Raw genomic sequence first — 22,420 nt, 5'->3', positions numbered from 1 at the left:
GAGCAGGACCTCCACGAGATCTACGAGGGCGAGGTCCGCTACGCCCGCGACGCGTTCGAGGGCCTGCGCCTGATGGACGCCCTCATCGCCGTCAAACGCGGCGTCCCCGGCGCCACCCTGCCCGAACTCAAGCAACGCCGCGTGCCCAAGAAGGACACTCCCGTCCTGGAGGTCACCGAGGACGAGGGGCCCGCCCGCTCGGACGTCTCGGTCGACAATCCCGTCCCCACCCCGCCGTTCTGGGGCACCCGCGTGGTCAAGGGCATCCAGCTCAAGGAGTACGCCTCCTGGCTGGACGAGGGCGCCCTGTTCAAGGGCCAGTGGGGCCTCAAGGAGGCCCGCAAGGGTGACGGACCCTCGTACGAGGAGCTCGTCGAGACCGAGGGCCGGCCCCGGCTCCGCGGCTGGCTGGACGAGCTGCACACCAAGAACATGCTGGAGGCGGCCGTCGTGCACGGCTACTTCCCCTGTGTCTCCAAGGGCGACGACCTGATCATCCTGGACGACCAGGGCAACGAGCGCACCCGCTTCTCCTTCCCGCGCCAGCGCCGTGGACGCCGCCTGTGCCTGGCCGACTTCTTCCGCCCGGAGGAGTCCGGCGAGACCGACGTGGTCGGCCTGCAGGTCGTCACCGTCGGCTCGAAGATCGGCGAGGCCACCGCCGAGCTGTTCGCCGCCGACTCCTACCGCGACTACCTCGAACTGCACGGCCTGTCCGTGCAGTTGGCCGAGGCACTCGCCGAGTACTGGCACGCGCGCGTGCGCGCCGAGCTCGGCTTCGGCGGCGAGGACCCCGCCGCCGTCGAGGACATGTTCGACCTCAAGTACCGCGGCGCGCGCTTCTCGCTCGGCTACGGCGCCTGCCCGAACCTGGAGGACCGCGCCAAGATCGCCGAGCTCCTGGAGCCGGAGCGGATCGGTGTGGAGCTGTCCGAGGAGTTCCAGCTCCACCCGGAGCAGTCCACGGACGCGATCGTCATCCACCACCCCGAGGCGAAATACTTCAACGCGCGTTAAGCGGTCAAGTCGTACACTTGTCGGTCCAGTGCAGGCCGGTTGCTCACCCGTCACAAGGGAGCAACCGGCCTTCTCGTCCCTCATGGAGGTGTGCCCGGATGACCAGTACGGTTCCCGCGCTCGGTACCCGAACGGCCGAAGGCTCCGCTCTGCAGGCGGTGCTCCTCGACATGGACGGAACACTCGTGGACACCGAGGGGTTCTGGTGGGACGCCGAGGTCGAGGTCTTCGCCGCACTCGGACATACGCTCGACGAGGCCTGGCGTGACGTGGTCGTCGGCGGTCCCATGACGCGCAGCGCCGGATTCCTCATCGCGTCCACCGGGGCCGACATCACGGTCCCCGAGCTGACCGTGCTGCTCAACGACGGCTTCGAGAACCGCATCGGCCGCGCCCTGCCGCTGATGCCGGGCGCCGCCAGGCTCCTTGCCGAACTGGCCGCGCACGAGGTGCCGATGGCGCTGGTCTCCGCGTCGCACCGGCGCATCATCGACCGCGTGCTCGACTCGATCGGGGCCCACCACTTCACGCTCACCATCGCGGGCGACGAGGTGACCCGGACCAAGCCGCACCCGGACCCGTACCTCCTCGCGGCGGCCGGGGTTGGCGCGGAACCGGCCAGATGTGCCGTCATCGAGGACACCGCGACCGGCGTCGCAGCGGCCGAGGCGGCGGGCTGCCGCGTGGTGGCCGTACCCTCCGTGGCGCCCATCGCCCCGGCGTCCGGCAGGACCGTCGTCCCGTCCCTCGAACACGTCAACCTGCCATTCCTGCAAGGTCTGATGGCTGGAAAGCGCTGAACAGTTGAAGATGTGACCTTTCCCACTCCAAAGGGGGTCGACAGCTGGTCACGGCTGTGCCGGGCCTCCGATATGGGCGAGTTGTGGAGTGTCGTTGTGTCCCGATTGAGGGGAACCTGACGAAACCTTCCCGTGTCGGGTTATCGGTGCGTCCGCGCCCGGTTTCGCTGCGTGATTGAGGGTCAACTCCGGTCCCTTCCGGCCCAACTGGTGGTGCGGACTAATGTCGTCGCGAGAACATCGCCACGCCCCCACGGACCGACTGACCCCACCCCTCGTTGCCGGTCCCGACGGGACCAACAGCTCTGGAGAACGTCGAGCATGAACCGTAAGACTTTGGTGCTGCCGGCCGTCGTAGGTCTGCTCGCCCCCGCGCTCGCGGCGTGCGGCGGGGCGGGCGACGGCGGGGGAGACGACGCGATCGCCGTCGGCACCACGGACCGGTTCGCCACCTCGCCCGAGGTCCCGGCTCCCTTCGACCCGGCGTACGCCTATGACGCGGGCTCCTGGAACATCCTGCGCCAGACGGTCCAGACGCTGATGGCCATGCCGCGCGGCGACGGCGAGCCCGAGCCCGAGGCCGCCGAGAAGTGCGGGTTCACCGACACCGGCAACGAGCGCTACGAGTGCACGCTGCGCAAGGGCCTGAAGTTCGCCGACGGCAAGGCGCTGACCGCCACCGATGTGAAGTTCTCCATCGAGCGGGTGCGCGACATCAAGGTCAAGGACCCCAGCGGCTCCGACGGCCTGGTGGCCAACGTCGACGCGATCGAGACCCAGGGCGCCCGGGGCATCGTCTTCCACCTCAAGAGCCCCGACGCGACGTTCCCGTACAAGCTGGCCACGCCGACCGCGGGCATCATCAGCTCGGAGCACTACGCGAAGAACAAGCTCCGCGACGGCTTCGACGTGGACGGCTCCGGCCCCTACACCGCCGAGCAAGAGGTCAAGGGCAACCAGCTCGTCAAGACGTTGTTCTCCAAGAACCCCAACTACAAGGGCGCGTTGAAGCCCAAGAGCGACAAGATCGAGCTGCGCAACTACGACTCCACCGACGCCATGGGCAGCGCCCTCAAGAGCGGCGACATCGACATGATGACGCGCACCATGTCGCCCGAGCAGATCAAGCAGCTCGACGAGGACCCGGGCAAGAACATCGAGTTCGTCGAGACGCCCGGCCTCGAGATCCGCTACCTCGGCTTCAACACGGACGCCACCACCGTCAAGTCCAAGGCCGTCCGCCAGGCCATGGCGCAGGTCGTCGACCGCGGCGCCCTCGCGACCGGCGTGTACGGCGACGCGGCCGAGCCGCTCTACTCCCTGGTGCCGACCACGGTCACGGGCCACACGAACTCGTTCTTCAACAAGTACGGCGACCCGAGCCCGGCCAAGGCCCGCAACCTGCTCCAGAAGGCCGACATCACCACGCCGGTCAAGCTCACCCTGCACTACACGACCGACCACTACGGCCCCGGCACGAAGAAGGAGTTCGAGCTGCTGAAGAAGCAGCTCAACGCCAGCGGCCTGTTCGACGTGTCGATCAAGGGCGAGGCCTGGAGCACCTTCCGCTCCGCCGAGCAGAAGGGCGCGTACGACGTCTACGGGATGGGGTGGTTCCCCGACTTCCCCGACGCCGACAACTTCCTCGCGCCGTTCCTCGACGAGGACAACTTCCTCGGCTCGCCGTACGTGAACCGGACCATCAACGAGGAGCTGATACCGCACTCGCGCCGCGAGGCGGACCGGCTCACCGCGTCCAAGAGCATCCAGAAGATCCAGGACATCGTCGCCGAGGACGTGCCGGTGCTTCCCCTCTGGCAGGGCAGGCAGTACATCGCCGCCCGCGACGACATCACGGGCGTCGAGTGGGCCCTCAACTCCTCCTCGAACCTGCAGCTGTGGGAGCTCGGCCGCGGTGTGAGCGGCTGACCTCCGCGCACACCGGCACAGACCGCCGGGCTTCGCTCCACCGATGGACATCAACGACAAGGCACGTACGTGAAATTGCGTAACCAGTGGCTGGCCCTTCCCCTCACGGGAGGACTGGCCGCCGCCCTGCTGACCGGCTGCGGCACGGAATCGGGCGGAGCGGGGGAGGACGGCGACTCGGTGGTGATGGGGATGTCGGACGACGTCCTGGCCACCGACCCGGCGTCCGGCTACGACCCCGGGTCGTGGCTCCTGTTCAACAACGTCTTCCAGTCCCTGATGAGCTTCCCGAACGGGGGCACGGAGCCGGAGCCGGAGGCCGCCAAGGAGTGCGGCTTCACGGACACGAAGACCAAGGTCTTCGAGTGCACGCTGCGGGACGGCCTGAAGTTCAGCAACGGCAACGCGCTGACCTCGAAGGACGTCAAGTTCTCCTTCGACCGCATGATGAAGATCAATGACGACGCCGGGCCGGCGATCATGTTCCCGATGCTCGACCGCGTCGAGACGCCGAACGCCAAGAAGGTCGTCTTCAAGCTCAAGTACGCCGACGCAACCTTCCCCAGCAAGATCGCGTCCGGCGCCGGTTCCATCGTCGACCATGCGTCGTACGACATGAACAGCCTGCGCGGCGGCGACGAGGCCACGGGCTCGGGACCGTACAAGCTCGACTCCTTCGACAAGGAGCAGGCGGTGTTCTCGGTCAACCCCGACTACAAGGGCACCGCCAAGGTGAAGAACAAGGGTGTCACCCTCAAGTTCTTCCACGACGACCAGAAGGGCCTGAAGAAGGCGCTCCTGGACGACAAGATCGACATCGCGTACCGAGGCCTCGCCGCCAACGACATCGCGGACATCGAGCAGGACACCTCCGACAAGAGCCAGAACATCGACGTCGTCGAGGGCACCAGCGCCGAGGTGCAGCACCTGGTCTTCAACATGAAGGACCCGGTCGCGGGCAAGCTGGGCGTCCGCAAGGCCATGGCCTACCTCCTGGACCGTGACGCCCTGGTCAAGGACGTCTACCGGGACACGGCCACGCCGCTGTACTCGATCGTCCCGGCCGGGATCGGCGGTCACAACACCGCCTTCTTCGACACCTACGGCGCCCGCCCGCAGCGCTCCAAGGCCGCGGCGGCCCTGAGCGAGGAGGGCATCAGCGGCAAGGTCAAGCTCACGCTCTGGTCCACGCCCTCGCGCTACGGCCCCGCGACCGACCAGGAGCTGAGGGCGATAGCCAAGCAGCTCAACGCGAGCGGTCTCTTCGACGCCGACGTGAAGTCGATCGAATTCAGCCAGTACGAGCGGGACATCAAGTCCGGCAAGTACGGCGTCTACGTCAAGGGCTGGGTGCCGGACTACCCGGACCCGGACAACTTCACGCAGCCGTTCTTCGGCAAGGGCAACGTCCTCCAGAACGGCTACCAGAACAGCGACGTCACCGGGAAGATCATCCCGGGCACCGCGGGCGAGACCGACCGCACCCGGACCGACGAGGACTACTCGAAGCTCCAGGACATCGTCGCCGACGAGCTGCCGATCCTGCCGGTCTGGCAGGCCAAGCAGTACGCCGTCATCTCCGACGACGTGTACGGCGTCGAGTCGTGCCTCGACGCGTCGACCGTGTTCCGCTTCTGGGAGCTCAGCAAGGCCTGATCACGGACATGAAAAAGGTGGCCGCCCCTCGGAGGGGCGGCCACCTTTCTCGTTGCTCTGCTGCCACAGCTGTCTTTACTGCGCGCCGGGTCGCACCAGGCCGCTCTCGTACGCGTACACAGCGGCCTGCACGCGGTCGCGCAGGCCCAGCTTCGTGAGCACATGGCCCACATGCGTCTTGACGGTCGTCTCGCTCACGAACAGGTCTGCCGCGATCTCCGCGTTCGACAGGCCGCGCGCCACCAGCTTGAGGACCTCGACCTCCCGCTCGGTGAGCGTGTGCAGGGTGTCGGGCACCGGCTCGTCGCCCGACGGGAGATGACCCGCGTACTTGTCGAGGAGCCTGCGCGTGATGCTCGGCGCGAGCATCGCCTCGCCCGATGCGACCACGCGGATCGCCTGCACCAGCTCGTTCGCCGGGGCGTCCTTGAGCAGGAAGCCACTGGCACCCGCGCGCAGCGCCTCCACCACGTACTCGTCGAGGTCGAAGGTGGTCAGGACCAGGACCTTCGCCGGTCCGTCCCGGCCGGGCCCGGTGATCTGTCGGGTCGCCTCGACGCCGTCCATCCTCGGCATACGGATGTCCATCAGGACCACATCGGGCTGCAGCGCCCGCACCTGGTCGAGAGCCTGCAGGCCGTCTCCGGCCTCGCCGACGACCGCGACATCCTGCTCGGCCTCCAGGATCATCCGGAACCCGGTGCGCAGCAGTGGTTGGTCGTCGACCAGTAGGACACGGATCGCCACGTAACTCTCCTTCGCTAGCCCGGGGCCATTCTGCCCTGCGTGCCCTCTTCGGACTCGGGCACCCTCACCGCAAGGGGGTACGGCGGGGGAGTCCCGCCGAATTCCGGACATACGGCCTGGTGGTCGCACCAGCCGCACAGCTTCGTCGGCCTGGGCCGCCACTCACCCGTCTCGGTGGCGAGCGTGATCGCCTCCCACAGCGCGTGCAGCTTCCGCTCGACCTGCTCCAGGTCCTCGGTCCTCGGGTCGTACGTGATGACGTCGCCGCTGCCCAGATAGACGAGCTGGAGGCGGCGCGGGACCACGCCCTTCAGGCGCCACACCACCAGGGCGTAGAACTTCATCTGGAAGAGCGCGCCCTCGGAGTACTCGGGGCGGGGGGCCTTGCCCGTCTTGTAGTCGACGATCCGCACCTCGCCGGTGGGCGCCACGTCCACGCGGTCGATGATGCCGCGCAGCTTCAGGCCCGATTCCAGCTCCGCCTGCACGAACAGCTCGCGCTCGGCGGGCTCCAGGCGTGTGGGGTCCTCCAGGGTGAACCAGCGCTCGACGAGCCTCTCCGCGTCCGCGAGCCAGCGCGCCAGCCGCTCGCCCTGCTCGTCGTCGGCGAACAGCTCCGTCAGCTCGGGCTTGGCCTCACGCAGACGGTCCCACTGGCCCGGGATCAGTGCCTTGGCGCGCGGCGCGGTCCGCTCGCCCGCGGGTGCGTCGAAGAGCCGCTCAAGGACGGCGTGCACCAGCGTGCCGCGGGTCGCGGCCTCGCTCGGCTTCTCCGGCAGCTTGTCGATCACCCGGAAGCGGTAGAGCAACGGGCACTGCATGAAGTCACTGGCGCGCGACGGCGACAGGGACGCCGGACGCACGGCCGTCACGGCACCCTCGGTCCTTGTTTCCATGAGGACAGACCCTACGACCCGCCACTGACAACGGCCGCATACCATCGACGACAGACCCTCTCGCCCTGCATGATCGTGCGTGTACCGCGCCGGACAGGGGCGAGGGACGCATCGAACGAGGGGACATCGTGGACGAGAGCGGCGGGAGCGGCAGGCCGCGGTCCGACGGGACGGACGGTCGGCGGCCGGACCACGCGGACGACCACTCGGAGTCGCCACGTCCGGTGGACACGGCCGACTCCGCGAGGCCCGCGCACGGCGGCTCCGAGAGCGCCGAGGGCCCCGACAGCGCTGCCCGGCCCCAGGCGCCCGAACCAGCGCCCCGGCAGGCGCCCGACGAGACACCACGTCCCGCGGACGAACCCCAGGCGCCGGCTGACCGCCTCACGAAGACCCCGCAGGACACGCCGGCCCCGCAGGACACGCCGGCCCCGCACGACACGCCCGGGAAGACACCGGCCAAGGACACCCATCCCGAGTACGCGCACGCCAGCCACGGCCCCGCCCCGAAGGCGACCCCGCCCAAGGGACAGAAGGGACCCGGGGGAGGGCTGCTCATGGGGCGGCCGTTCGGCGTGCCCGTCTACGTGGCGCCGAGCTGGTTCCTCGTCGCCGCCCTCATCACCTGGGTCTTCGGCGGTCAGCTCGACCGCGTCCTGCCCGAACTCGGCGCCGCCCGCTACCTCGTCTCCCTCTTCTTCGCCGTCGCCTTCTACGCCTCCGTGCTCGTCCACGAGCTGGCCCACACCGTCGCCGCCCTGCGCTTCAAGCTGCCGGTGCGCCGCATCCAGCTGCAGTTCTTCGGCGGGGTCTCGGAGATCGAGAAGGAGTCGGAGACCCCCGGACGCGAGTTCATCCTCGCCTTCGTGGGCCCCCTGCTCTCCCTCGTCCTCGCGGGCGTCTTCTACGCGGGCATGCAGGCCGTCGAGCCCGGCACCGTGCCCGGCGTCCTGCTCGCGGGACTGATGATCTCGAACCTCATCGTCGCCGCCTTCAACCTCCTGCCCGGCCTGCCCCTGGACGGCGGCCGCATGCTCCGTGCCGTCGTCTGGAAGATCACCGGCAAGCCCATGAGCGGCACGATCGCCGCCGCCTGGGTCGGCCGCGCCCTCGCCATCTCGGTCCTGGTCGGCCTGCCGATCCTCAACCAGTCGGGCGCGCTCGGCGGCGAGACCCAGGACATCGGCGGCATGGACACCGTCACGGACGCCCTGCTCGCCGCGATCCTCGCCGCGATCATCTGGACCGGCGCGGGAAACAGCCTGCGCATGGCCCGCCTCCGGCAGCACCTGCCCGAGCTGCGCGCCCGTGCCCTGACCCGCCGCGCCGTTCCCGTCGAGACGAACACCCCGCTCTCCGAGGCGCTGCGCCGCGCCAACGACGCGGGGGCCCGCGCCCTGGTCGTGGTCGACGCCGACGGCGACCCGATGTCGGTCGTCCGCGAGGCGGCCATCGTCGGGGTGCCGGAGCACCGCCGCCCCTGGGTCACCGTCAGCGGCCTCGCCCAGGACATCACCGAAGGCATGCGGATCTCCGCCGAGCTCGCGGGCGAGGAGCTGCTCGACACGCTCCGGGCGACGCCCGCCACGGAGTACCTCGTGGTCGAGGCCTCCGGCGAGATCTACGGAGTGCTGTCCGCCACCGATGTGGAGCGCGCCTTCGTCAAGGCGATGGCCCGCCCCAGCTGACGCGGCCACCCTGGTCCTTGGCCCCCGAACGGGCCGGTAGGCTGTTCACATGTCCGAACCGACCGGTGCCGCCCGCCGACGCGGGCCCTTCAAGGTCGGGGACCAGGTTCAGCTGACCGACCCCAAGGGCCGCCACTACACGTTCACGCTCGAGGCCGGGAAGAACTTCCACACCCACAAGGGTTCCTTCCCCCACGACGAGCTGATCGGTGCTCCCGAGGGCAGCGTTGTCCGCACCACGGGAAACGTCGCCTACCTCGCGCTGCGCCCCCTGCTCCCCGACTACGTCCTGTCCATGCCCCGCGGCGCCGCCGTGGTCTACCCCAAGGACGCGGGGCAGATCCTGGCCTTCGCGGACATCTTCCCCGGCGCCCGCGTCGTCGAGGCGGGTGTGGGATCGGGCTCGCTCAGCAGCTTCCTCCTGCGCGCCATCGGCGACGAGGGAATGCTGCACTCGTACGAGCGCCGCGAGGACTTCGCCGAGATCGCCCAGCAGAACGTGGAGCGCTACTTCGGCGCCCCGCACCCCGCCTGGCAGCTCACCGTCGGCGACCTCCAGGACAACCTGAGCGACACCGACGTCGACCGCGTCATCCTCGACATGCTCGCCCCCTGGGAGTGCCTGGACGTCGTCTCCAAGGCGCTCGTCCCCGGCGGCATCCTGTGCTGCTACGTCGCGACCACCACCCAGCTCGCGCGGACCGTCGAGTCCATCCGCGAGATCGGCGGCTTCAACGAGCCGACCGCCTGGGAATCGATGATCCGCAACTGGCACGTCGAGGGCCTCGCCGTCCGCCCCGACCACCGCATGATCGGCCACACCGGCTTCCTGCTCACCGCCCGCCGCCTCGCGGACGGCGTCGAGCCGCCCATGCGCCGCCGCCGCCCCTCCAAGGGCGCCTACGGCGACGACTACACCGGCCCGAACGCCGACGGCGGCACGCCCCGCGCGGAGCGCTGAGGCACCACCGCTGAACGCACAGGCGCCGCCGCCGAGTTCCCCCTGTGACCGGGGAACTCGGCGGCGGCGCCTTTCCGTTCATGCCCTTCCTGGACCCCGCTGTTCCGCCGCACTGTGAGGTATGGCACGATGCTGGCCACCTCCCCCACCGGCACAGCCCTCACAGGAGACACTCCTAGTGCAGCACCCCGCCGTCCCGGAACTGGCACACAACACCACCCGCCCCATCCACTGGCTGGCCACCGCGGCCGCGCTCGCCGCCGTCATCGCGGGCTCCTCCTTCCTGCAGCCGGACCCCGCGAACGCCGCTCAGCCGAGCTCCAAGCCGTCGGGCAAGACCGCGGCCGCCCCCGCACCGGCCCCGGATCCGGCCACCGTCACGTACCCCATCACCTGCGGCAAGGTGAAGCCCGTGGTCAAGAAGAAGGCCTCCGGGGACCTCGACGGGGACGGCAGACCCGAGACCGTCGCCGTCGTGCACTGCGCCGCCGGATCGGGCACACCGCCCGACGGCGTGTACGTCGTCACGCGGGCCACGGAGGGCAAGCCCCGCGTCGTGGCCACCCTCGTCGACCCGAAGGACCGCCAGAACGTCAGTGACTTCGCCGTACGTGACGGCGTGATCACCGCCACGCTCCTGGGGTACTCGTCACCGAACGTGCCCAGCTGCTGCCCGGACCTCCAGGACGCGGCCAAGTGGCAGTGGAAGGACGGCACGTTCGCCCGGTCCACACCGGCCGGTGCGCACAGCGTGTGACCACGAGGACACGAAGAAGGGCCTGTGCCCGCCGCTCAGCGGCGGGCACAGGCCCTTCTTCGTCGTCGAGTTCGCGACCTCAGGCCGCGTCGGGGCCGTAGACCTCCACGCTGTCCGAAACACGGCGCACGTGGATGCAGTCCCCCGGGCACTCCTTCGCCGAGTCCACGACGTCACGCAGAAGCGGCAGCGGTACGGGCGTTGTGGCGCCCGGCGCCTGCAGGAGCTCGTCGTCACCGCTCTTCACATAGGCCAGACCGTCGATGTCCAGCTCGAAGACCTCGGGCGCGTACTGCGCGCAGATCCCGTCGCCGGTACAGAGGTCCTGGTCGATCCAGACCTCCAGGAGATCGCGGCCCTCAGGGCCGGTCCCAGCTTCGTCCTGCACGGTCATTTCTCCTGCCGATCGCTGCGTCGAGCGAACCGACTCAAGGACAAGTCGGGCCAGCCCTGACGGGTGTTGAACACTTCGACGATACAACCGCCCGCTTTCCGATGTTGTTGGGTGGGTATTCACCTGGCGTGAGGGAGAGCGCAAGGGTGAAGATCGGACACACCTCGACCGTCTTTGTGATCTAGGGGTTTCAATCGACACCCACCCAGGTAGGGTCTGGAAGCGTCCAGCTCCCCTTGGAGGAGGTGAGGACCGTGGCAGCACACGACGACGACATCAACCGCGGCATCCGGCCGGGGCGAGGGTCTGATGACCCCGCCGGTCAGGTTGCCTATCTCGAGCAGGAAATCGCCGTCCTGCGACGCAAGCTCGCCGACTCTCCGCGGCATACGAGAATTCTCGAAGAGCGGATCGTCGAGCTGCAGACCAACTTGGCCGGCGTGTCCGCACAGAACGAGCGGCTCGCCAACACGCTCCGTGAGGCCCGCGACCAGATCGTGGCCCTCAAGGAGGAAGTCGACCGGCTCGCGCAGCCGCCGGCCGGCTTCGGAGTCTTCCTCTTGGCGAACGAGGACGGCACGGCGGACATCTTCACCGGGGGCCGCAAGCTCCGGGTGAACGTCAGCCCCAGCGTGGAGCTCGAAGAGCTCAGGCGCGGCCAGGAAGTCATGCTCAACGAAGCGCTCAACGTGGTCGAGGCCATGGAGTACGAGAGCGTGGGGGACATCGTCACCCTCAAGGAGATCCTCGAGGACGGCGAGCGCGCCCTGGTGGTCGGGCACACCGACGAGGAGCGAGTGGTCAGGCTCGCCGAACCACTCCTCGACGTCACCATCCGGCCCGGCGACGCACTCCTGCTCGAACCCCGCTCCGGCTACGTCTACGAAGTGGTTCCCAAGAGCGAGGTCGAAGAGCTCGTCCTCGAAGAGGTACCGGACATCGGCTACGAGCAGATCGGCGGCCTGGGCAACCAGATCGAGCTGATCCGCGACGCGGTCGAACTGCCCTACCTCTACCCGGACCTCTTCAGGGAGCACGAACTGCGGCCGCCCAAGGGCGTCCTGCTGTACGGGCCCCCCGGCTGCGGCAAGACGCTGATCGCGAAGGCCGTCGCCAACTCCCTTGCCAAGAAGGTCGCCGAGGTGACCGGAGCGGCCGCGGGGAAGAGCTTCTTCCTCAACATCAAGGGCCCCGAGCTCCTCAACAAGTACGTCGGCGAGACCGAGCGTCACATCCGCCTGGTCTTCCAGCGTGCGAGGGAGAAGGCGAGCGAGGGCACCCCCGTCATCGTCTTCTTCGACGAGATGGAATCCCTCTTCCGCACCCGCGGATCCGGAGTCAGCTCGGACGTGGAGAACACCATCGTCCCCCAGCTGCTCGCCGAGATCGACGGCGTGGAAGGTCTGGAGAACGTCATCGTCATCGGTGCCTCCAACCGTGAGGACATGATCGACCCCGCGATCCTGCGGCCCGGACGACTCGACGTGAAGATCAAGATCGAGCGCCCCGACGCCCAGGCGGCGAAGGACATCTTCGCCAAGTACCTCACCGAGCGGCTCCCGCTGCACGCGGACGACCTCGCCGAGCACAGCGCCGACCGGCGGACCACTGTGGACGGCATGATCCAGTCCGTCGTGGAGCAGATGTACGCGGAGTCCGAGGAGAACCGCTTCCTCGAGGTGACGTACGCCAACGGCGACAAGGAAGTCCTGTACTTCAAGGACTTCAACTCCGGCGCCATGATCGAGAACATCGTGGGACGCGCCAAGAAGATGGCCATCAAGGCCTTCCTCGACGCCGACCAGAAGGGCATCAGGGTCTCTCACCTCCTGCAGGCTTGCATCGACGAGTTCAAGGAGAACGAGGACCTGCCCAACACCACCAACCCGGACGACTGGGCCCGCATCTCCGGCAAGAAGGGCGAACGGATCGTGTACATCCGTACGCTCGTCACCGGAAAGCAGGGCGCGGACACCGGACGCTCCATCGACACGGTGGCGAACACCGGTCAGTACCTGTAGAAGACAGGGCGGCTGCGGGTGTCCTTCGTGGGTACCCGCAGCTGTCTGTTTTTCAATGAACGCAATGATCTCCCCACCAGCGCAAAGGCGCTCTAGGCTCTTCGGTACCGCCGAGCGCGCAGTGCGGGGACGGGCACCGCACACGCACCGGAACACCAGCGGTACTTGAGCGCCGCACCCGAATGGGAGCGCCGCCGGGCAAGGAGGGCCGCATGACCGTACGGCGAGTAATGGGCATCGAGACGGAGTACGGCATCTCCGTCCCCGGCCACCCGAACGCCAATGCCATGCTCACCTCGTCCCAGATCGTCAACGCCTACGCCGCGGCGATGCACCGGGCGCGACGCGCCCGCTGGGACTTCGAGGAGGAGAACCCGCTGCGGGACGCACGGGGCTTCGACCTCGCCCGTGAGACCGCCGATTCCAGTCAGCTCACCGACGAGGACATCGGCCTCGCCAACGTGATCCTCACCAATGGGGCACGCCTCTACGTCGACCACGCGCACCCCGAGTACAGCTCACCCGAGGTCACCAACCCCTGGGACGCCGTCCTGTGGGACAAGGCGGGCGAGCGCATCATGGCGGAGGCGGCCGAGCGCGCCGCGCAGCTGCCCGGCGCCCAGCCGATCCACCTCTACAAGAACAACACCGACAACAAGGGCGCCTCGTACGGCACGCACGAGAACTACCTGATGAAGCGGGAGACCCCCTTCTCGGACATCGTGCGCCACCTGACACCGTTCTTCGTGTCCCGCCAGGTCATCACCGGCGCCGGCCGCGTCGGCATCGGCCAGGACGGCCACGAGCACGGCTTCCAGCTCAGCCAGCGCGCCGACTACTTCGAGGTCGAGGTGGGCCTGGAGACGACACTCAAGCGGCCCATCATCAACACCCGGGACGAACCGCACTCCGACGCCGAGAAGTACCGCCGCCTGCACGTCATCATCGGCGACGCGAATCTCTCCGAGATCTCGACGTATCTGAAGCTGGGCACCACGTCCCTGGTCCTCGCCATGATCGAGGACGGCTTCATCGCGGTGGATCTCGCCGTCGACCAGCCCGTGCGCACCCTCCACCAGGTCTCCCACGACCCGACGCTCAAGCGCCTGATCACGCTCCGCAGCGGCCGGACACTCACCGCTGTCCAGCTCCAGATGGAGTACTTCGAGCTGGCCCGCAAATACGTGGAGGAGCGGTACGGCTCCGAGGCCGACGAACAGACCAAGGACGTCCTCACCCGCTGGGAAGACGTCCTGGGCCGTCTGGAGAGCGATCCGATGAGCCTCTCGGGCGAGCTGGACTGGGTCGCCAAGCGGGAGCTCATGGAGGGCTACCGCCGCCGTGACAGCCTCGACTGGGACGCGGCCCGGCTGCACCTGGTCGACCTCCAGTACGCGGACGTACGGCCCGACAAGGGCCTCTACAACCGTCTGGTGGCACGCGGCAAGATGAAGCGCCTCCTGGAGGAGCCACAGGTCGAGCGCGCCCAGACGAAGCCTCCGGAGGACACGCGCGCGTACTTCCGCGGCCGGTGCCTGGAGCAGTACGCGGACGACGTGGCCGCTGCCTCGTGGGATTCGGTCATCTTCGACCTTCCGGGCCGCGACTCACTCCAGCGCGTGCCCACACTGGAGCCACTGCGCGGGACGCGGAACCACGTGAAGGAGCTCCTGGACCGCTGCCGTACGGCGGAGGATCTGGTACGGGTGCTCTCCGGAGGCTGAAAGACCCGGCGTATGGGAATCATCGAGGTGGTCCCCGGACGTTGCAGTAACTACGGGGCCGATGTCAGACCTGGCTTATAGGGTCTGATCAAGTGCATCGCACCTAACGAGCGGGGTGAGGTAGATGGCGACCAAGGACACCGGCGGCGGACAGCAGAAGGCGACGCGTTCCACCGAGGAGGTCGAGGAGCAGACAGAGGAAGCGCAGGGCTCCGAGGACCTCAAGGAGCGCCAGGAAAAGCTCAGCGACGACGTGGACTCCGTCCTGGACGAGATCGACGACGTCCTCGAGGAGAATGCCGAGGACTTCGTGCGGTCCTTCGTGCAAAAGGGCGGGCAATAACGGGCGCGGCGGCCGAGGGCGCGTGGGGTGCCGGGAGTGCGTGGCGGAGTACGGAGCCGCGCATGACCGGCGGCGTCGATGAGAGTCGATGTGATCTGCCTCAACGCCCCAGCCGTACATGTGGATCACTGCCATGAGGCGGGTAGGGTCCCTGACGTACTGTGCTTCAACTGCAATTCGGCCATCGGCAAGTTGGGATTCGACCCCGGCACCGTCCGCCGTGCGGCCGCATACCTGGAAGGAAACGCGTGGAAGCCAACACTCGTAGCACCGGGCGTCTACCAGCTGCCTTCCTGACGCCTGGTTCTTCGTCCTTCATGGACTTTCTGTCCGAGCACCAGCCCGCGATCCTGCCGGGCAACCGGCAGTTGCCGCCCACGCAGGGTGTGATCGAGGCGCCGCACGGCACGACGATCGTGGCGACGACGTTCCCCGGTGGCGTCGTGCTCGCCGGTGACCGGCGGGCGACCATGGGCAATGTCATCGCGCAGCGCGACATCGAGAAGGTCTTCCCGGCGGACGAGTATTCGGCCGTCGGCATCGCGGGCACCGCCGGTCTCGCCGTGGAGATGGTCAAGCTCTTCCAGCTGGAGCTCGAGCACTTCGAGAAGGTCGAGGGTGCCACGCTCTCCCTGGAGGGCAAGGCAAACCGTCTCTCCACGATGATCCGGTCGAATCTGGGAATGGCCATGCAGGGCCTGGCCGTTGTCCCGCTCTTCGCGGGGTACGACGTGGACCGCGAGAAGGGGCGCATCTTCAGTTACGACGTCACGGGCGGTCGTTCCGAGGAGCACGGCTTCGCGGCCACCGGCTCCGGTTCGGTCTTCGCGCGCGGTGCGATGAAGAAGCTCTACCGCAACGACCTGACGGAGCAGGAAGCGACGACGCTCGTCGTGCAGGCGTTGTACGACGCCGCGGACGACGACTCGGCCACGGGTGGTCCGGATGTCGCCCGTCGGATCTATCCGATCGTCACCGTGATCTCCGACGAGGGTTTCCGGAGGCTGGGAGATGAGGAGTCTTCCGAGATCGCCCGCTCGATCCTTGAGCGGCGCCTGGAGCAGCCCGACGGCCCGCGGGCCTCGCTGCTCTGATCGATCCGTATTCGCCACTGACTGAGTCACTGACAGAAAGGGACGGATAGCCGGTGTCGACGCCGTTCTATGTCTCACCCCAGCAGGCCATGGCCGACCGGGCGGAATACGCCCGCAAGGGCATCGCCCGTGGTCGCAGCCTTGTTGTGCTGCAGTTCGCCGATGGCATCGTGTTCGTCGGCGAGAACCCGTCCCGTGCGCTGCACAAGTTCAGCGAGATCTATGACCGGATCGGCTTCGCGGCCGCCGGCAAGTACAACGAGTACGAGAACCTGCGGATCGGTGGCGTGCGGTACGCCGATCTCCGTGGGTACACGTACGACCGTGACGATGTGACGGCCCGTGGGCTCGCGAACGTCTATGCCCAGACGCTGGGCACGATCTTCTCGAGTCAGGCGGAGAAGCCCTACGAGGTGGAGCTGGTCGTCGCCGAGGTGGGCGCCACGGCCGACGCCGATCAGATCTACCGGCTGCCGCATGACGGTTCGATCGTGGACGAGCACGGCTCGGTCGCGGTCGGCGGCAATGCCGAGCAGATCAGCACGTATCTCGATCAGCGTCATCGTGACGGGATGACGCTCGCCGAGGCGCTGAAGCTGGCCGTGCAGTCGCTGTCCCGCGACACCAACGGCAGCGAGCGGGAGATCCCCGCGGAGCGGCTCGAGGTGGCGGTCCTCGACCGTACGAGGCCGCAGCAGCGGAAGTTCAAGCGGATCGTCGGGCGTCAGCTCGCGCGGCTGCTCGAAGGCGGTGCGTCGGCGCCCACGGATGCCGAGTCCGACAACGAAGAGGCGGATGCCGACTCCGGTTCTGACTCCGGCTCGGGCTCCGGGTCCACCGAGGAGTAGTCCGGCCCGTCGTGCGCCCCGTGTCCCGGCCTTGCGGCTGGGACACGGGGCGCACGCATGTGGGGAGGGGCTATCGGGCCGCGGGGGCCGTCGAGCCGCGGATCACCAGCTCGACGGGGAGCGTGTCGGGCCGGGGGGTGCGGCCGTCGAGCACCGCGAGCAGGGACGTCATGCCGCGCTCGCCGAACTGCTCCGCGGGCAGCCGCACGGTGGTGAGTTCGGGTTCCACGGCGGTTGCCAGGGTGAGGTCGTCGAAGCCGGTCACCGACAGGTCCTCGGGCACGCGCAGGCCCAGTCTGCGGGCCGCCTTGCAGGCGCCCGCGGCGAGGATGTCGTCGTCGCAGACGAGCGCGGTGGGGCGGGGCCCCGGCGCGTGGAGGGCGGCCTCAGCGGCCGTGCGGGCCTCGTCGACGGTGAGGAGTGCCCGGACGGTGCGTACGGCCGCGTCGGTGCCCCTCAGGGCCGCCGCGAGGGCCTCGGCGCGTACGTCGAAGGTCCAGGAGTCGACGCCCGCCGCCAGGTGCAGGAAGTCGCGGTGGCCCAGGGCCAGCAGGTGCTCGGCCGTCCGGCGCATGCCGTCGCCGATGTCGAGGTTGACGGTGGCCGCGCCGAGGCTGCCCGCCGGGTCGCTGTCGAGCATGACCAGGGGCAGGGCGTCGCCCTGGATGGTGGCGAGGGCGTCGGAGGCGATGGAGGACGCGAGGATGCCGTCGAGCGCGGCGCGGCTGGAGTCGAAGGGGTCGCGGGCGGGGCCGATGCCCTCGGGGGAGGGGTAGAGGACGACTCCGAAGCCGTTCTCGGCGGCGACGCGGGCGGCTCCGGTGTAGACGCGGGCGAAGAACTCGTTCGTGAGGGCGGGGACGACCAGGAGGGCCGTCCTGGTGCGGCCAAGGCGGAGGTTGCGGGCCGCGAGGTTCGGGCGGTAGCCAAGCTCGCGGGCGGTGTCGCGGACGCGTTCCGCGGTGCGCTCGGCGACGCGGCCGCGCCACTTCTCGCCGAACACGAGCGACACGGTGGCCTGGGACACCCCGGCGGCCCGTGCGACGTCGCGGCTCGTGGGGCGTGGCCCTGCGGCCTCCTGTTGTGGCCCGGCCACTTCTGGTACCTCCCAGGTCGGTCCCGCGGGGCGCGATCGGGGTGGACCCGCGGTGAGCGCTCATGGTACGTATGACGCTCGAAGTTATACGTAAAACCTCGGTGTGACGGCACCGGGGGAGGGGCGGGAAGCATGGCTGCCGGATACGCGGAGATCCTCCGGACGAGATACGCCGGGCGGCTGCTCGCGGGCACCCTGGTGGGCCGGCTCCCGAACGCGACCGCCGCGATCGCCATCGTGCTGTTCATCCGCGCCGAGGGCGGCACGTACAGCCTGGCCGGCGCTCTCGCCGCGGTGTACGGCGTGGCCAACGCGGTGGGGCAGCCGCTGCTCGGCCGCCTGGTGGACCTGTACGGACAGCCGCGCGTCCAGCTCCCCTCGGCGGTCCTCTCCGCCCTCGGCATGGCGGGCTTCGCCTTCACCGGGCCCGATTCGCTCGGCCTGGCGTACGTGGCGGTGGGCGCGGCTGGTCTGTTCACGCCGCCCCTGGAGGGCGGCCTGCGAGCGCTGTGGCCGAGCGTCCTGGGCAAGGAGGAGCAGGTGCACACGGCGTACGCCATGGACGCCATCGCCCAGGAAGTCATGTTCACCGTCGGGCCGTTGCTCATCACCGGCTGTGTCGCGCTCTGGTCGGAGCAGGCCGCGCTGCTCGTCGTGAACGTCATCGGCCTGCTGGGCGCCCTCTCCGTGGTGATGTCGAAGCCCTCGCGCGCGTGGCGCTCGGCACCACGTGAGGCGCACTGGCTCGGCGCGCTGCGCTCACCCGGGCTCATCGCGCTGCTCGGCGCGTTCCTGTTCATCGGCATGGCGCTCGGCTCCATCACCGTCGCCGGTGTGTCGTACGCCGACGAGCACGGCGGCGACGCGGTGTACGGCTGGATGATGGCGGCGCTCGGGCTCGGCGCCCTCGTCGGAGGTTCGGTGTACGGGGCGCGGCAGTGGGCCGGCGTGCCGGAGAGGCGGCTGACCGTCCTGGTGGCCCTGCTCGCCCTCTGCTACTGGCCGTTGACGCTGATGCCGGGCGCGGTCGCCATGACGGCGCTCGCGGCCGTCGCGGGCGTGTTCCTCGCGCCGGCGCTCGCATGCGCGTTCATCATCGTCGACCGGCACGCCCCGCGGGGCACCGTCACCGAGGCGTTCTCCTGGCTCGTGACCACGTTCACGGTCGGCGCGTCGCTCGGCACGGCCGCCGCGGGGCCGGTCGTCGAGTGGGGCGGGACCCGGTGGGGCTTCGCCGTTCCGGGGCTCGCCGGCGCCGCCGCGCTGCTTGTTCTGCTGGCCACGGCGCGGGCGCTCGCGCTGCCCGCAGATTCGGCGGTCGTTGCGGGTTCATCGGAAAGTGATCGAAACGGTGCCGTCGAACCCGGTTTCAGGGCAGGGCATCAGGCGTAATGTTCAGTCATGGACCGCCGCATTTTCGGGCTGGAGAATGAGTACGGCGTCACGTGCACGTTTAGGGGACAGCGCCGTCTGTCGCCTGACGAGGTGGCGCGCTACCTCTTCCGCCGTGTTGTCTCATGGGGCCGCAGCAGCAACGTCTTTCTGCGGAACGGCGCCCGCCTCTATCTTGACGTCGGGTCACATCCGGAATACGCGACACCGGAATGTGACAACGTGACCGAGCTGGTCACCCACGACAAAGCGGGCGAGCGCATTCTGGAAGGCCTGCTCGTCGACGCCGAACGCCGCCTGCACGAGGAGGGAATCGCGGGCGACGTCTATCTCTTCAAGAACAACACCGACTCGGCGGGAAACTCCTACGGCTGCCACGAGAACTATCTGGTGGCCCGGCACGGGGAGTTCTCGCGGCTCGCGGACATCCTCATTCCCTTCCTCGTCACGCGACAGCTGCTCTGCGGCGCGGGCAAGGTGCTGCAGACTCCGCGCGGCGCCGTGTACTGCGTCAGTCAGCGTGCCGAGCACATCTGGGAAGGGGTCTCCTCCGCGACCACCCGCTCCCGGCCGATCATCAACACCCGCGACGAACCGCACGCGGACGCCGAGCGCTACCGCAGGCTGCACGTCATCGTCGGCGACTCGAACATGTCCGAGACGACCATGCTCCTGAAGGTCGGTGCCACCGACCTCGTCCTGCGCATGATCGAAGCGGGCACGGTGATGCGGGACCTGACCCTGGAGAACCCGATCCGGGCGATCCGCGAGGTCAGTCACGACATCACGGGCCGTCGCAAGGTGCGCCTGGCCAGCGGCCGCGAGGCCTCCGCCCTCGAAGTCCAGCGCGAGTACTACGAGAAGGCCGTGGACTTCGTGGAGCGCCGCGGCATCCGCACGGGCACGGTCGAGCAGGTCCTCGAGCTGTGGGGCCGCACGCTCGACGCGATCGAGGCCGAGGACCTCGACCGCATCGGCACCGAGATCGACTGGGTCATGAAGTACAAGCTCATCGAGCGGTACCGAGCGAAGAACAACATGACCATGTCGCATCCGCGGGTCGCGCAGATAGACCTCGCGTATCACGACATCCACCGCCGTCGCGGGCTGTACTACCTCCTGGAGAGGAAGGGCCAAGCCGCCCGCATCTGCAACGACTTGAAGATCTTCGAAGGCAAGTCGGTGCCGCCGCAGACCACCCGCGCGCGGCTGCGCGGCGACTTCATCCGCAGGGCCCAGGAGCAGCGCCGCGACTTCACGGTCGACTGGGTGCACCTGAAGCTCAACGACCAGGCACAGCGCACCGTGTTGTGCAAGGACCCCTTCCGTTCGGTGGACGACCGGGTGGAGAAACTGATCGCCGGCATGTAAGCCCTGATACAGGAGATGCGTTGCGGGAACGCAACGCGGGGCGCCGTACGTTCCTCGTACGGCGCCCTTCTCCATGCGTAGAGTTGCGCGCACGCCAACCGACAAGATCGACCGATACGAGGCCCCCACCGTGCGCCGACGCTCACTTCTCCTTGCTGTTCCGGCCGGCCTGCTTACGCTGGCCGGCTGTGGTGACGACAAAAAGGCCGACAAGGCCAAGTCAAGCGACAGCCCGTCCCCTTCCAACTCGACGTCGGCCGCGCCGACGGCGAAGATCGTTGACGGGCCTGTGCCCGAGATCACGAAGGGGACGAAGTTCGGGCAGAAGCCGACCGTCGCCAAGGGGTCGGGCAAGCCGTCGTCGGACCTCGCGGTCAAGACGCTGATCGAGGGCAAGGGCGAGGAGGTCAAGAAGGGCGACTACCTCCAGGCCAACTACCTCGGCCAGATCTGGGCCACGGCGAAGGTCTTCGACAACTCGTACGACCGCGGCAACCCCACGGTCTTCCCGATCGGCGTCGGTCAGGTCATCCCCGGCTGGGACCAGGCCCTGGTCGGCAAGAAGCTCGACAGCCGCGTGGAGCTCGCGATCCCGCCGAAGATGGGTTACGGCACCGAGGGCAACAAGCAGGCGGGCATCAAGGGCACGGACACGCTGGTGTTCGTCGTGGACCTCGTGGGCACCTTCACGAACAAGAGCTCGGCCAAGGGCAAGGAGGTCGCGCAGTCCAACATCGACCTCCCCAAGGTCGGCACGAACACGGACGGCAAGGCCCCCAAGATCGACGTCCCGAAGAAGGACGCCCCGAAGAAGCTCGTCGCGAACTACATCCTCGAGGGCGACGGCGACGAGATCAAGGAGACCGACAGCCTCCTGTGCCAGTACAAGGGCGTGCTGTGGGCCGACGGCAAGGAGTTCGACTCCTCGTACAAGCGCAGCGAGCTCGCCTCGTTCCAGCTGGCGCAGGTCGTCAAGGGCTGGGCGCAGGGCCTGACCGGCAAGAAGGTCGGCAGCCGCGTCCTGGTCGTCGTCCCGCCGGACCTCGGGTACGGCGACCAGCCGCCGCAGGGCAGCACCATCAAGAAGGACTCCACGCTGGTCTTCTCCGTGGACATCCTCGCGAAGATGTGACGCCGGGCAAGATGCAAGACTGTCCGCGCATGACCATCCGTATCAAGCAGGAGCATTTTCGTGAGCATTGACAAGCCCGAGGTCGACTTCCCGGTCGGCGAGCCGCCGGCCGAACTGCAGATCAAGGAAATCTGGGAGGGTGACGGGGCGGTCGCCAAGGCGGGCGACTTCGTCAAGGTCCACTACGTGGGCGTCGCCTTCAGCACCGGCGAGGAGTTCGACGCGAGCTGGAACCGCGGCACCCCGCTGGAGTTCCAGCTCGGCGCCGGCCAGGTCATCTCCGGCTGGGACCAGGGCGTCCAGGGCATGAAGGTCGGTGGCCGGCGCGAGCTGACCATCCCCGCCCACCTCGCGTACGGCGACCGTGGCGCCGGTGGCGGCCGTATCGCGCCCGGTGAGACGCTGATCTTCGTCTGCGACCTCGTGGGCGTCTGAGCGACGACTGGGGCCAGGGTCTGATCAGACCTGCCCGCCGAGGGCCCATGCCTGTCCTGGCATGGGCCCTCGGCTTTTCCCGGGACACCCCGGGGCGGTACGGTCGGCGGTCGGAAGCA

20 protein-coding genes and 1 pseudogene are annotated in these 22,420 nt (G+C 68.6%); 17 read left to right on the top strand and 4 right to left on the bottom strand.

Annotated elements, in window-relative coordinates:
• The 4 genes from ABZ833_RS38260 to ABZ833_RS38245 all read left to right on the top strand — a co-directional run.
• The coding region (locus tag ABZ833_RS38260) for a vitamin B12 dependent-methionine synthase activation domain-containing protein (RefSeq protein ID WP_361057144.1) at positions 1-1,017 on the top strand (1,017 nt) is incomplete at its 5' end.
• A 98-nt stretch (positions 1,018-1,115) separates the two neighbouring features.
• The gene (locus tag ABZ833_RS38255) at positions 1,116-1,817 is read left to right on the top strand and encodes an HAD family phosphatase (protein ID WP_361057141.1); all 702 of its coding nucleotides are present in this window, start codon (positions 1,116-1,118) and stop codon (positions 1,815-1,817) included.
• A 321-nt stretch (positions 1,818-2,138) separates the two neighbouring features.
• The gene (locus ABZ833_RS38250) at positions 2,139-3,746 is read left to right on the top strand and encodes an ABC transporter substrate-binding protein (RefSeq protein ID WP_361057137.1); all 1,608 of its coding nucleotides are present in this window, start codon (positions 2,139-2,141) and stop codon (positions 3,744-3,746) included.
• Positions 3,747-3,815: 69 nt separating this feature from the next.
• Positions 3,816-5,402, top strand: coding sequence for an ABC transporter substrate-binding protein (locus ABZ833_RS38245; RefSeq protein ID WP_361057134.1), 1,587 nt, complete (start codon positions 3,816-3,818; stop codon positions 5,400-5,402).
• A gap of 75 nt (positions 5,403-5,477) precedes the next feature.
• Here the strand turns inward: ABZ833_RS38245 and ABZ833_RS38240 are convergent, their stop codons facing one another.
• Positions 5,478-6,149 carry a response regulator transcription factor gene (locus tag ABZ833_RS38240; RefSeq protein ID WP_135332738.1) on the bottom strand — a complete coding sequence of 224 codons (672 nt, stop codon included), beginning with the start codon at positions 6,147-6,149 and terminating at the stop codon, positions 5,478-5,480.
• Between the two features lie 14 nt (positions 6,150-6,163).
• Entirely contained in the window at positions 6,164-7,045 is an 882-nt protein-coding gene (locus ABZ833_RS38235) for a RecB family exonuclease (protein ID WP_361057130.1), read from the bottom strand.
• Positions 7,046-7,173: 128 nt separating this feature from the next.
• On the opposite strand from ABZ833_RS38235, the gene ABZ833_RS38230 reads away from it, so the two are divergent.
• The 3 genes from ABZ833_RS38230 (at position 7,174) to ABZ833_RS38220 (ending at position 10,451) form a co-directional block, all read left to right on the top strand.
• Complete coding sequence (locus ABZ833_RS38230; protein ID WP_361057127.1) at positions 7,174-8,733, top strand: site-2 protease family protein; 1,560 nt, start codon at positions 7,174-7,176, stop codon at positions 8,731-8,733.
• 49 nt (positions 8,734-8,782) lie between these two features.
• Complete coding sequence (locus ABZ833_RS38225) at positions 8,783-9,694, top strand: tRNA (adenine-N1)-methyltransferase (protein WP_249590980.1); 912 nt, start codon at positions 8,783-8,785, stop codon at positions 9,692-9,694.
• A gap of 178 nt (positions 9,695-9,872) precedes the next feature.
• Entirely contained in the window at positions 9,873-10,451 is a 579-nt protein-coding gene (locus tag ABZ833_RS38220; protein ID WP_361057123.1) for a hypothetical protein, read from the top strand.
• A 79-nt stretch (positions 10,452-10,530) separates the two neighbouring features.
• Here ABZ833_RS38220 and ABZ833_RS38215 read toward each other — a convergent pair whose 3' ends face one another.
• Positions 10,531-10,845 carry a ferredoxin gene (locus ABZ833_RS38215; RefSeq protein ID WP_249590982.1) on the bottom strand — a complete coding sequence of 105 codons (315 nt, stop codon included), beginning with the start codon at positions 10,843-10,845 and terminating at the stop codon, positions 10,531-10,533.
• 254 nt (positions 10,846-11,099) lie between these two features.
• Here ABZ833_RS38215 and arc point away from each other — a divergent pair, with 254 nt between their 5' ends.
• The 6 genes and pseudogenes from arc (at position 11,100) to prcA (ending at position 16,875) form a co-directional block, all read left to right on the top strand.
• Positions 11,100-12,866 carry a proteasome ATPase gene (gene arc, locus ABZ833_RS38210; protein WP_361057118.1) on the top strand — a complete coding sequence of 589 codons (1,767 nt, stop codon included), beginning with the start codon at positions 11,100-11,102 and terminating at the stop codon, positions 12,864-12,866.
• A 212-nt stretch (positions 12,867-13,078) separates the two neighbouring features.
• The gene (dop, locus tag ABZ833_RS38205) at positions 13,079-14,590 is read left to right on the top strand and encodes a depupylase/deamidase Dop (protein WP_361057115.1); all 1,512 of its coding nucleotides are present in this window, start codon (positions 13,079-13,081) and stop codon (positions 14,588-14,590) included.
• A gap of 124 nt (positions 14,591-14,714) precedes the next feature.
• Positions 14,715-14,933 (top strand): ubiquitin-like protein Pup, encoded by a 219-nt coding sequence (locus tag ABZ833_RS38200; RefSeq protein ID WP_249590985.1) that lies wholly within the window; start codon positions 14,715-14,717, stop codon positions 14,931-14,933.
• Positions 14,934-15,002: 69 nt separating this feature from the next.
• Positions 15,003-15,230 (top strand): annotated as a pseudogene (locus tag ABZ833_RS38195) (endonuclease domain-containing protein); the annotation flags it as partial.
• Complete coding sequence (prcB, locus tag ABZ833_RS38190; protein ID WP_361057111.1) at positions 15,182-16,027, top strand: proteasome subunit beta; 846 nt, start codon at positions 15,182-15,184, stop codon at positions 16,025-16,027. The pseudogene ABZ833_RS38195 and the gene prcB, both read left to right, overlap by 49 nt.
• Positions 16,028-16,080: 53 nt before the next feature.
• Positions 16,081-16,875, top strand: coding sequence for a proteasome subunit alpha (prcA, locus tag ABZ833_RS38185; protein ID WP_361057108.1), 795 nt, complete (start codon positions 16,081-16,083; stop codon positions 16,873-16,875).
• Between the two features lie 70 nt (positions 16,876-16,945).
• On the opposite strand, the gene ABZ833_RS38180 is transcribed toward prcA, so the two are convergent.
• On the bottom strand, positions 16,946-17,971 hold the full coding sequence (locus ABZ833_RS38180; protein ID WP_361057106.1) for a LacI family DNA-binding transcriptional regulator: 1,026 nt from the start codon (positions 17,969-17,971) through the stop codon (positions 16,946-16,948).
• Positions 17,972-18,103: 132 nt separating this feature from the next.
• Here ABZ833_RS38180 and ABZ833_RS38175 point away from each other — a divergent pair, with 132 nt between their 5' ends.
• From ABZ833_RS38175 to ABZ833_RS38160, 4 genes are all read left to right on the top strand, one after another.
• Complete coding sequence (locus ABZ833_RS38175; RefSeq protein ID WP_361057103.1) at positions 18,104-19,363, top strand: MFS transporter; 1,260 nt, start codon at positions 18,104-18,106, stop codon at positions 19,361-19,363.
• A 9-nt stretch (positions 19,364-19,372) separates the two neighbouring features.
• Positions 19,373-20,734 carry a Pup--protein ligase gene (pafA, locus tag ABZ833_RS38170; RefSeq protein ID WP_135334215.1) on the top strand — a complete coding sequence of 454 codons (1,362 nt, stop codon included), beginning with the start codon at positions 19,373-19,375 and terminating at the stop codon, positions 20,732-20,734.
• Positions 20,735-20,864: 130 nt separating this feature from the next.
• The gene (locus tag ABZ833_RS38165; protein WP_361057167.1) at positions 20,865-21,866 is read left to right on the top strand and encodes an FKBP-type peptidyl-prolyl cis-trans isomerase; all 1,002 of its coding nucleotides are present in this window, start codon (positions 20,865-20,867) and stop codon (positions 21,864-21,866) included.
• Positions 21,867-21,926: 60 nt separating this feature from the next.
• On the top strand, positions 21,927-22,301 hold the full coding sequence (locus ABZ833_RS38160) for an FKBP-type peptidyl-prolyl cis-trans isomerase (RefSeq protein ID WP_361057100.1): 375 nt from the start codon (positions 21,927-21,929) through the stop codon (positions 22,299-22,301).
• Positions 22,302-22,420 lie beyond the last annotated feature (119 nt).

Source organism: Streptomyces sp. NPDC047525 (assembly GCF_040643025.1).
In the GTDB taxonomy this organism is placed as follows: domain Bacteria; phylum Actinomycetota; class Actinomycetes; order Streptomycetales; family Streptomycetaceae; genus Streptomyces; species Streptomyces durmitorensis.
This window is presented reverse-complemented; position numbering and strand designations above follow the sequence as displayed.

Coding starts and splice junctions, on each gene's coding strand:
- ABZ833_RS38200 (WP_249590985.1), top strand. CDS start 14,715: ATGGCGACCAAGGACACCGGCGGCGGACAGCAGAAGGCGACGCGTTCC.
- ABZ833_RS38255 (WP_361057141.1), top strand. CDS start 1,116: ATGACCAGTACGGTTCCCGCGCTCGGTACCCGAACGGCCGAAGGCTCC.
- pafA (WP_135334215.1), top strand. CDS start 19,373: ATGGACCGCCGCATTTTCGGGCTGGAGAATGAGTACGGCGTCACGTGC.
- ABZ833_RS38215 (WP_249590982.1), bottom strand. CDS start 10,845: ATGACCGTGCAGGACGAAGCTGGGACCGGCCCTGAGGGCCGCGATCTC.
- ABZ833_RS38175 (WP_361057103.1), top strand. CDS start 18,104: ATGGCTGCCGGATACGCGGAGATCCTCCGGACGAGATACGCCGGGCGG.
- dop (WP_361057115.1), top strand. CDS start 13,079: ATGACCGTACGGCGAGTAATGGGCATCGAGACGGAGTACGGCATCTCC.
- ABZ833_RS38225 (WP_249590980.1), top strand. CDS start 8,783: ATGTCCGAACCGACCGGTGCCGCCCGCCGACGCGGGCCCTTCAAGGTC.
- ABZ833_RS38250 (WP_361057137.1), top strand. CDS start 2,139: ATGAACCGTAAGACTTTGGTGCTGCCGGCCGTCGTAGGTCTGCTCGCC.
- ABZ833_RS38235 (WP_361057130.1), bottom strand. CDS start 7,045: ATGGAAACAAGGACCGAGGGTGCCGTGACGGCCGTGCGTCCGGCGTCC.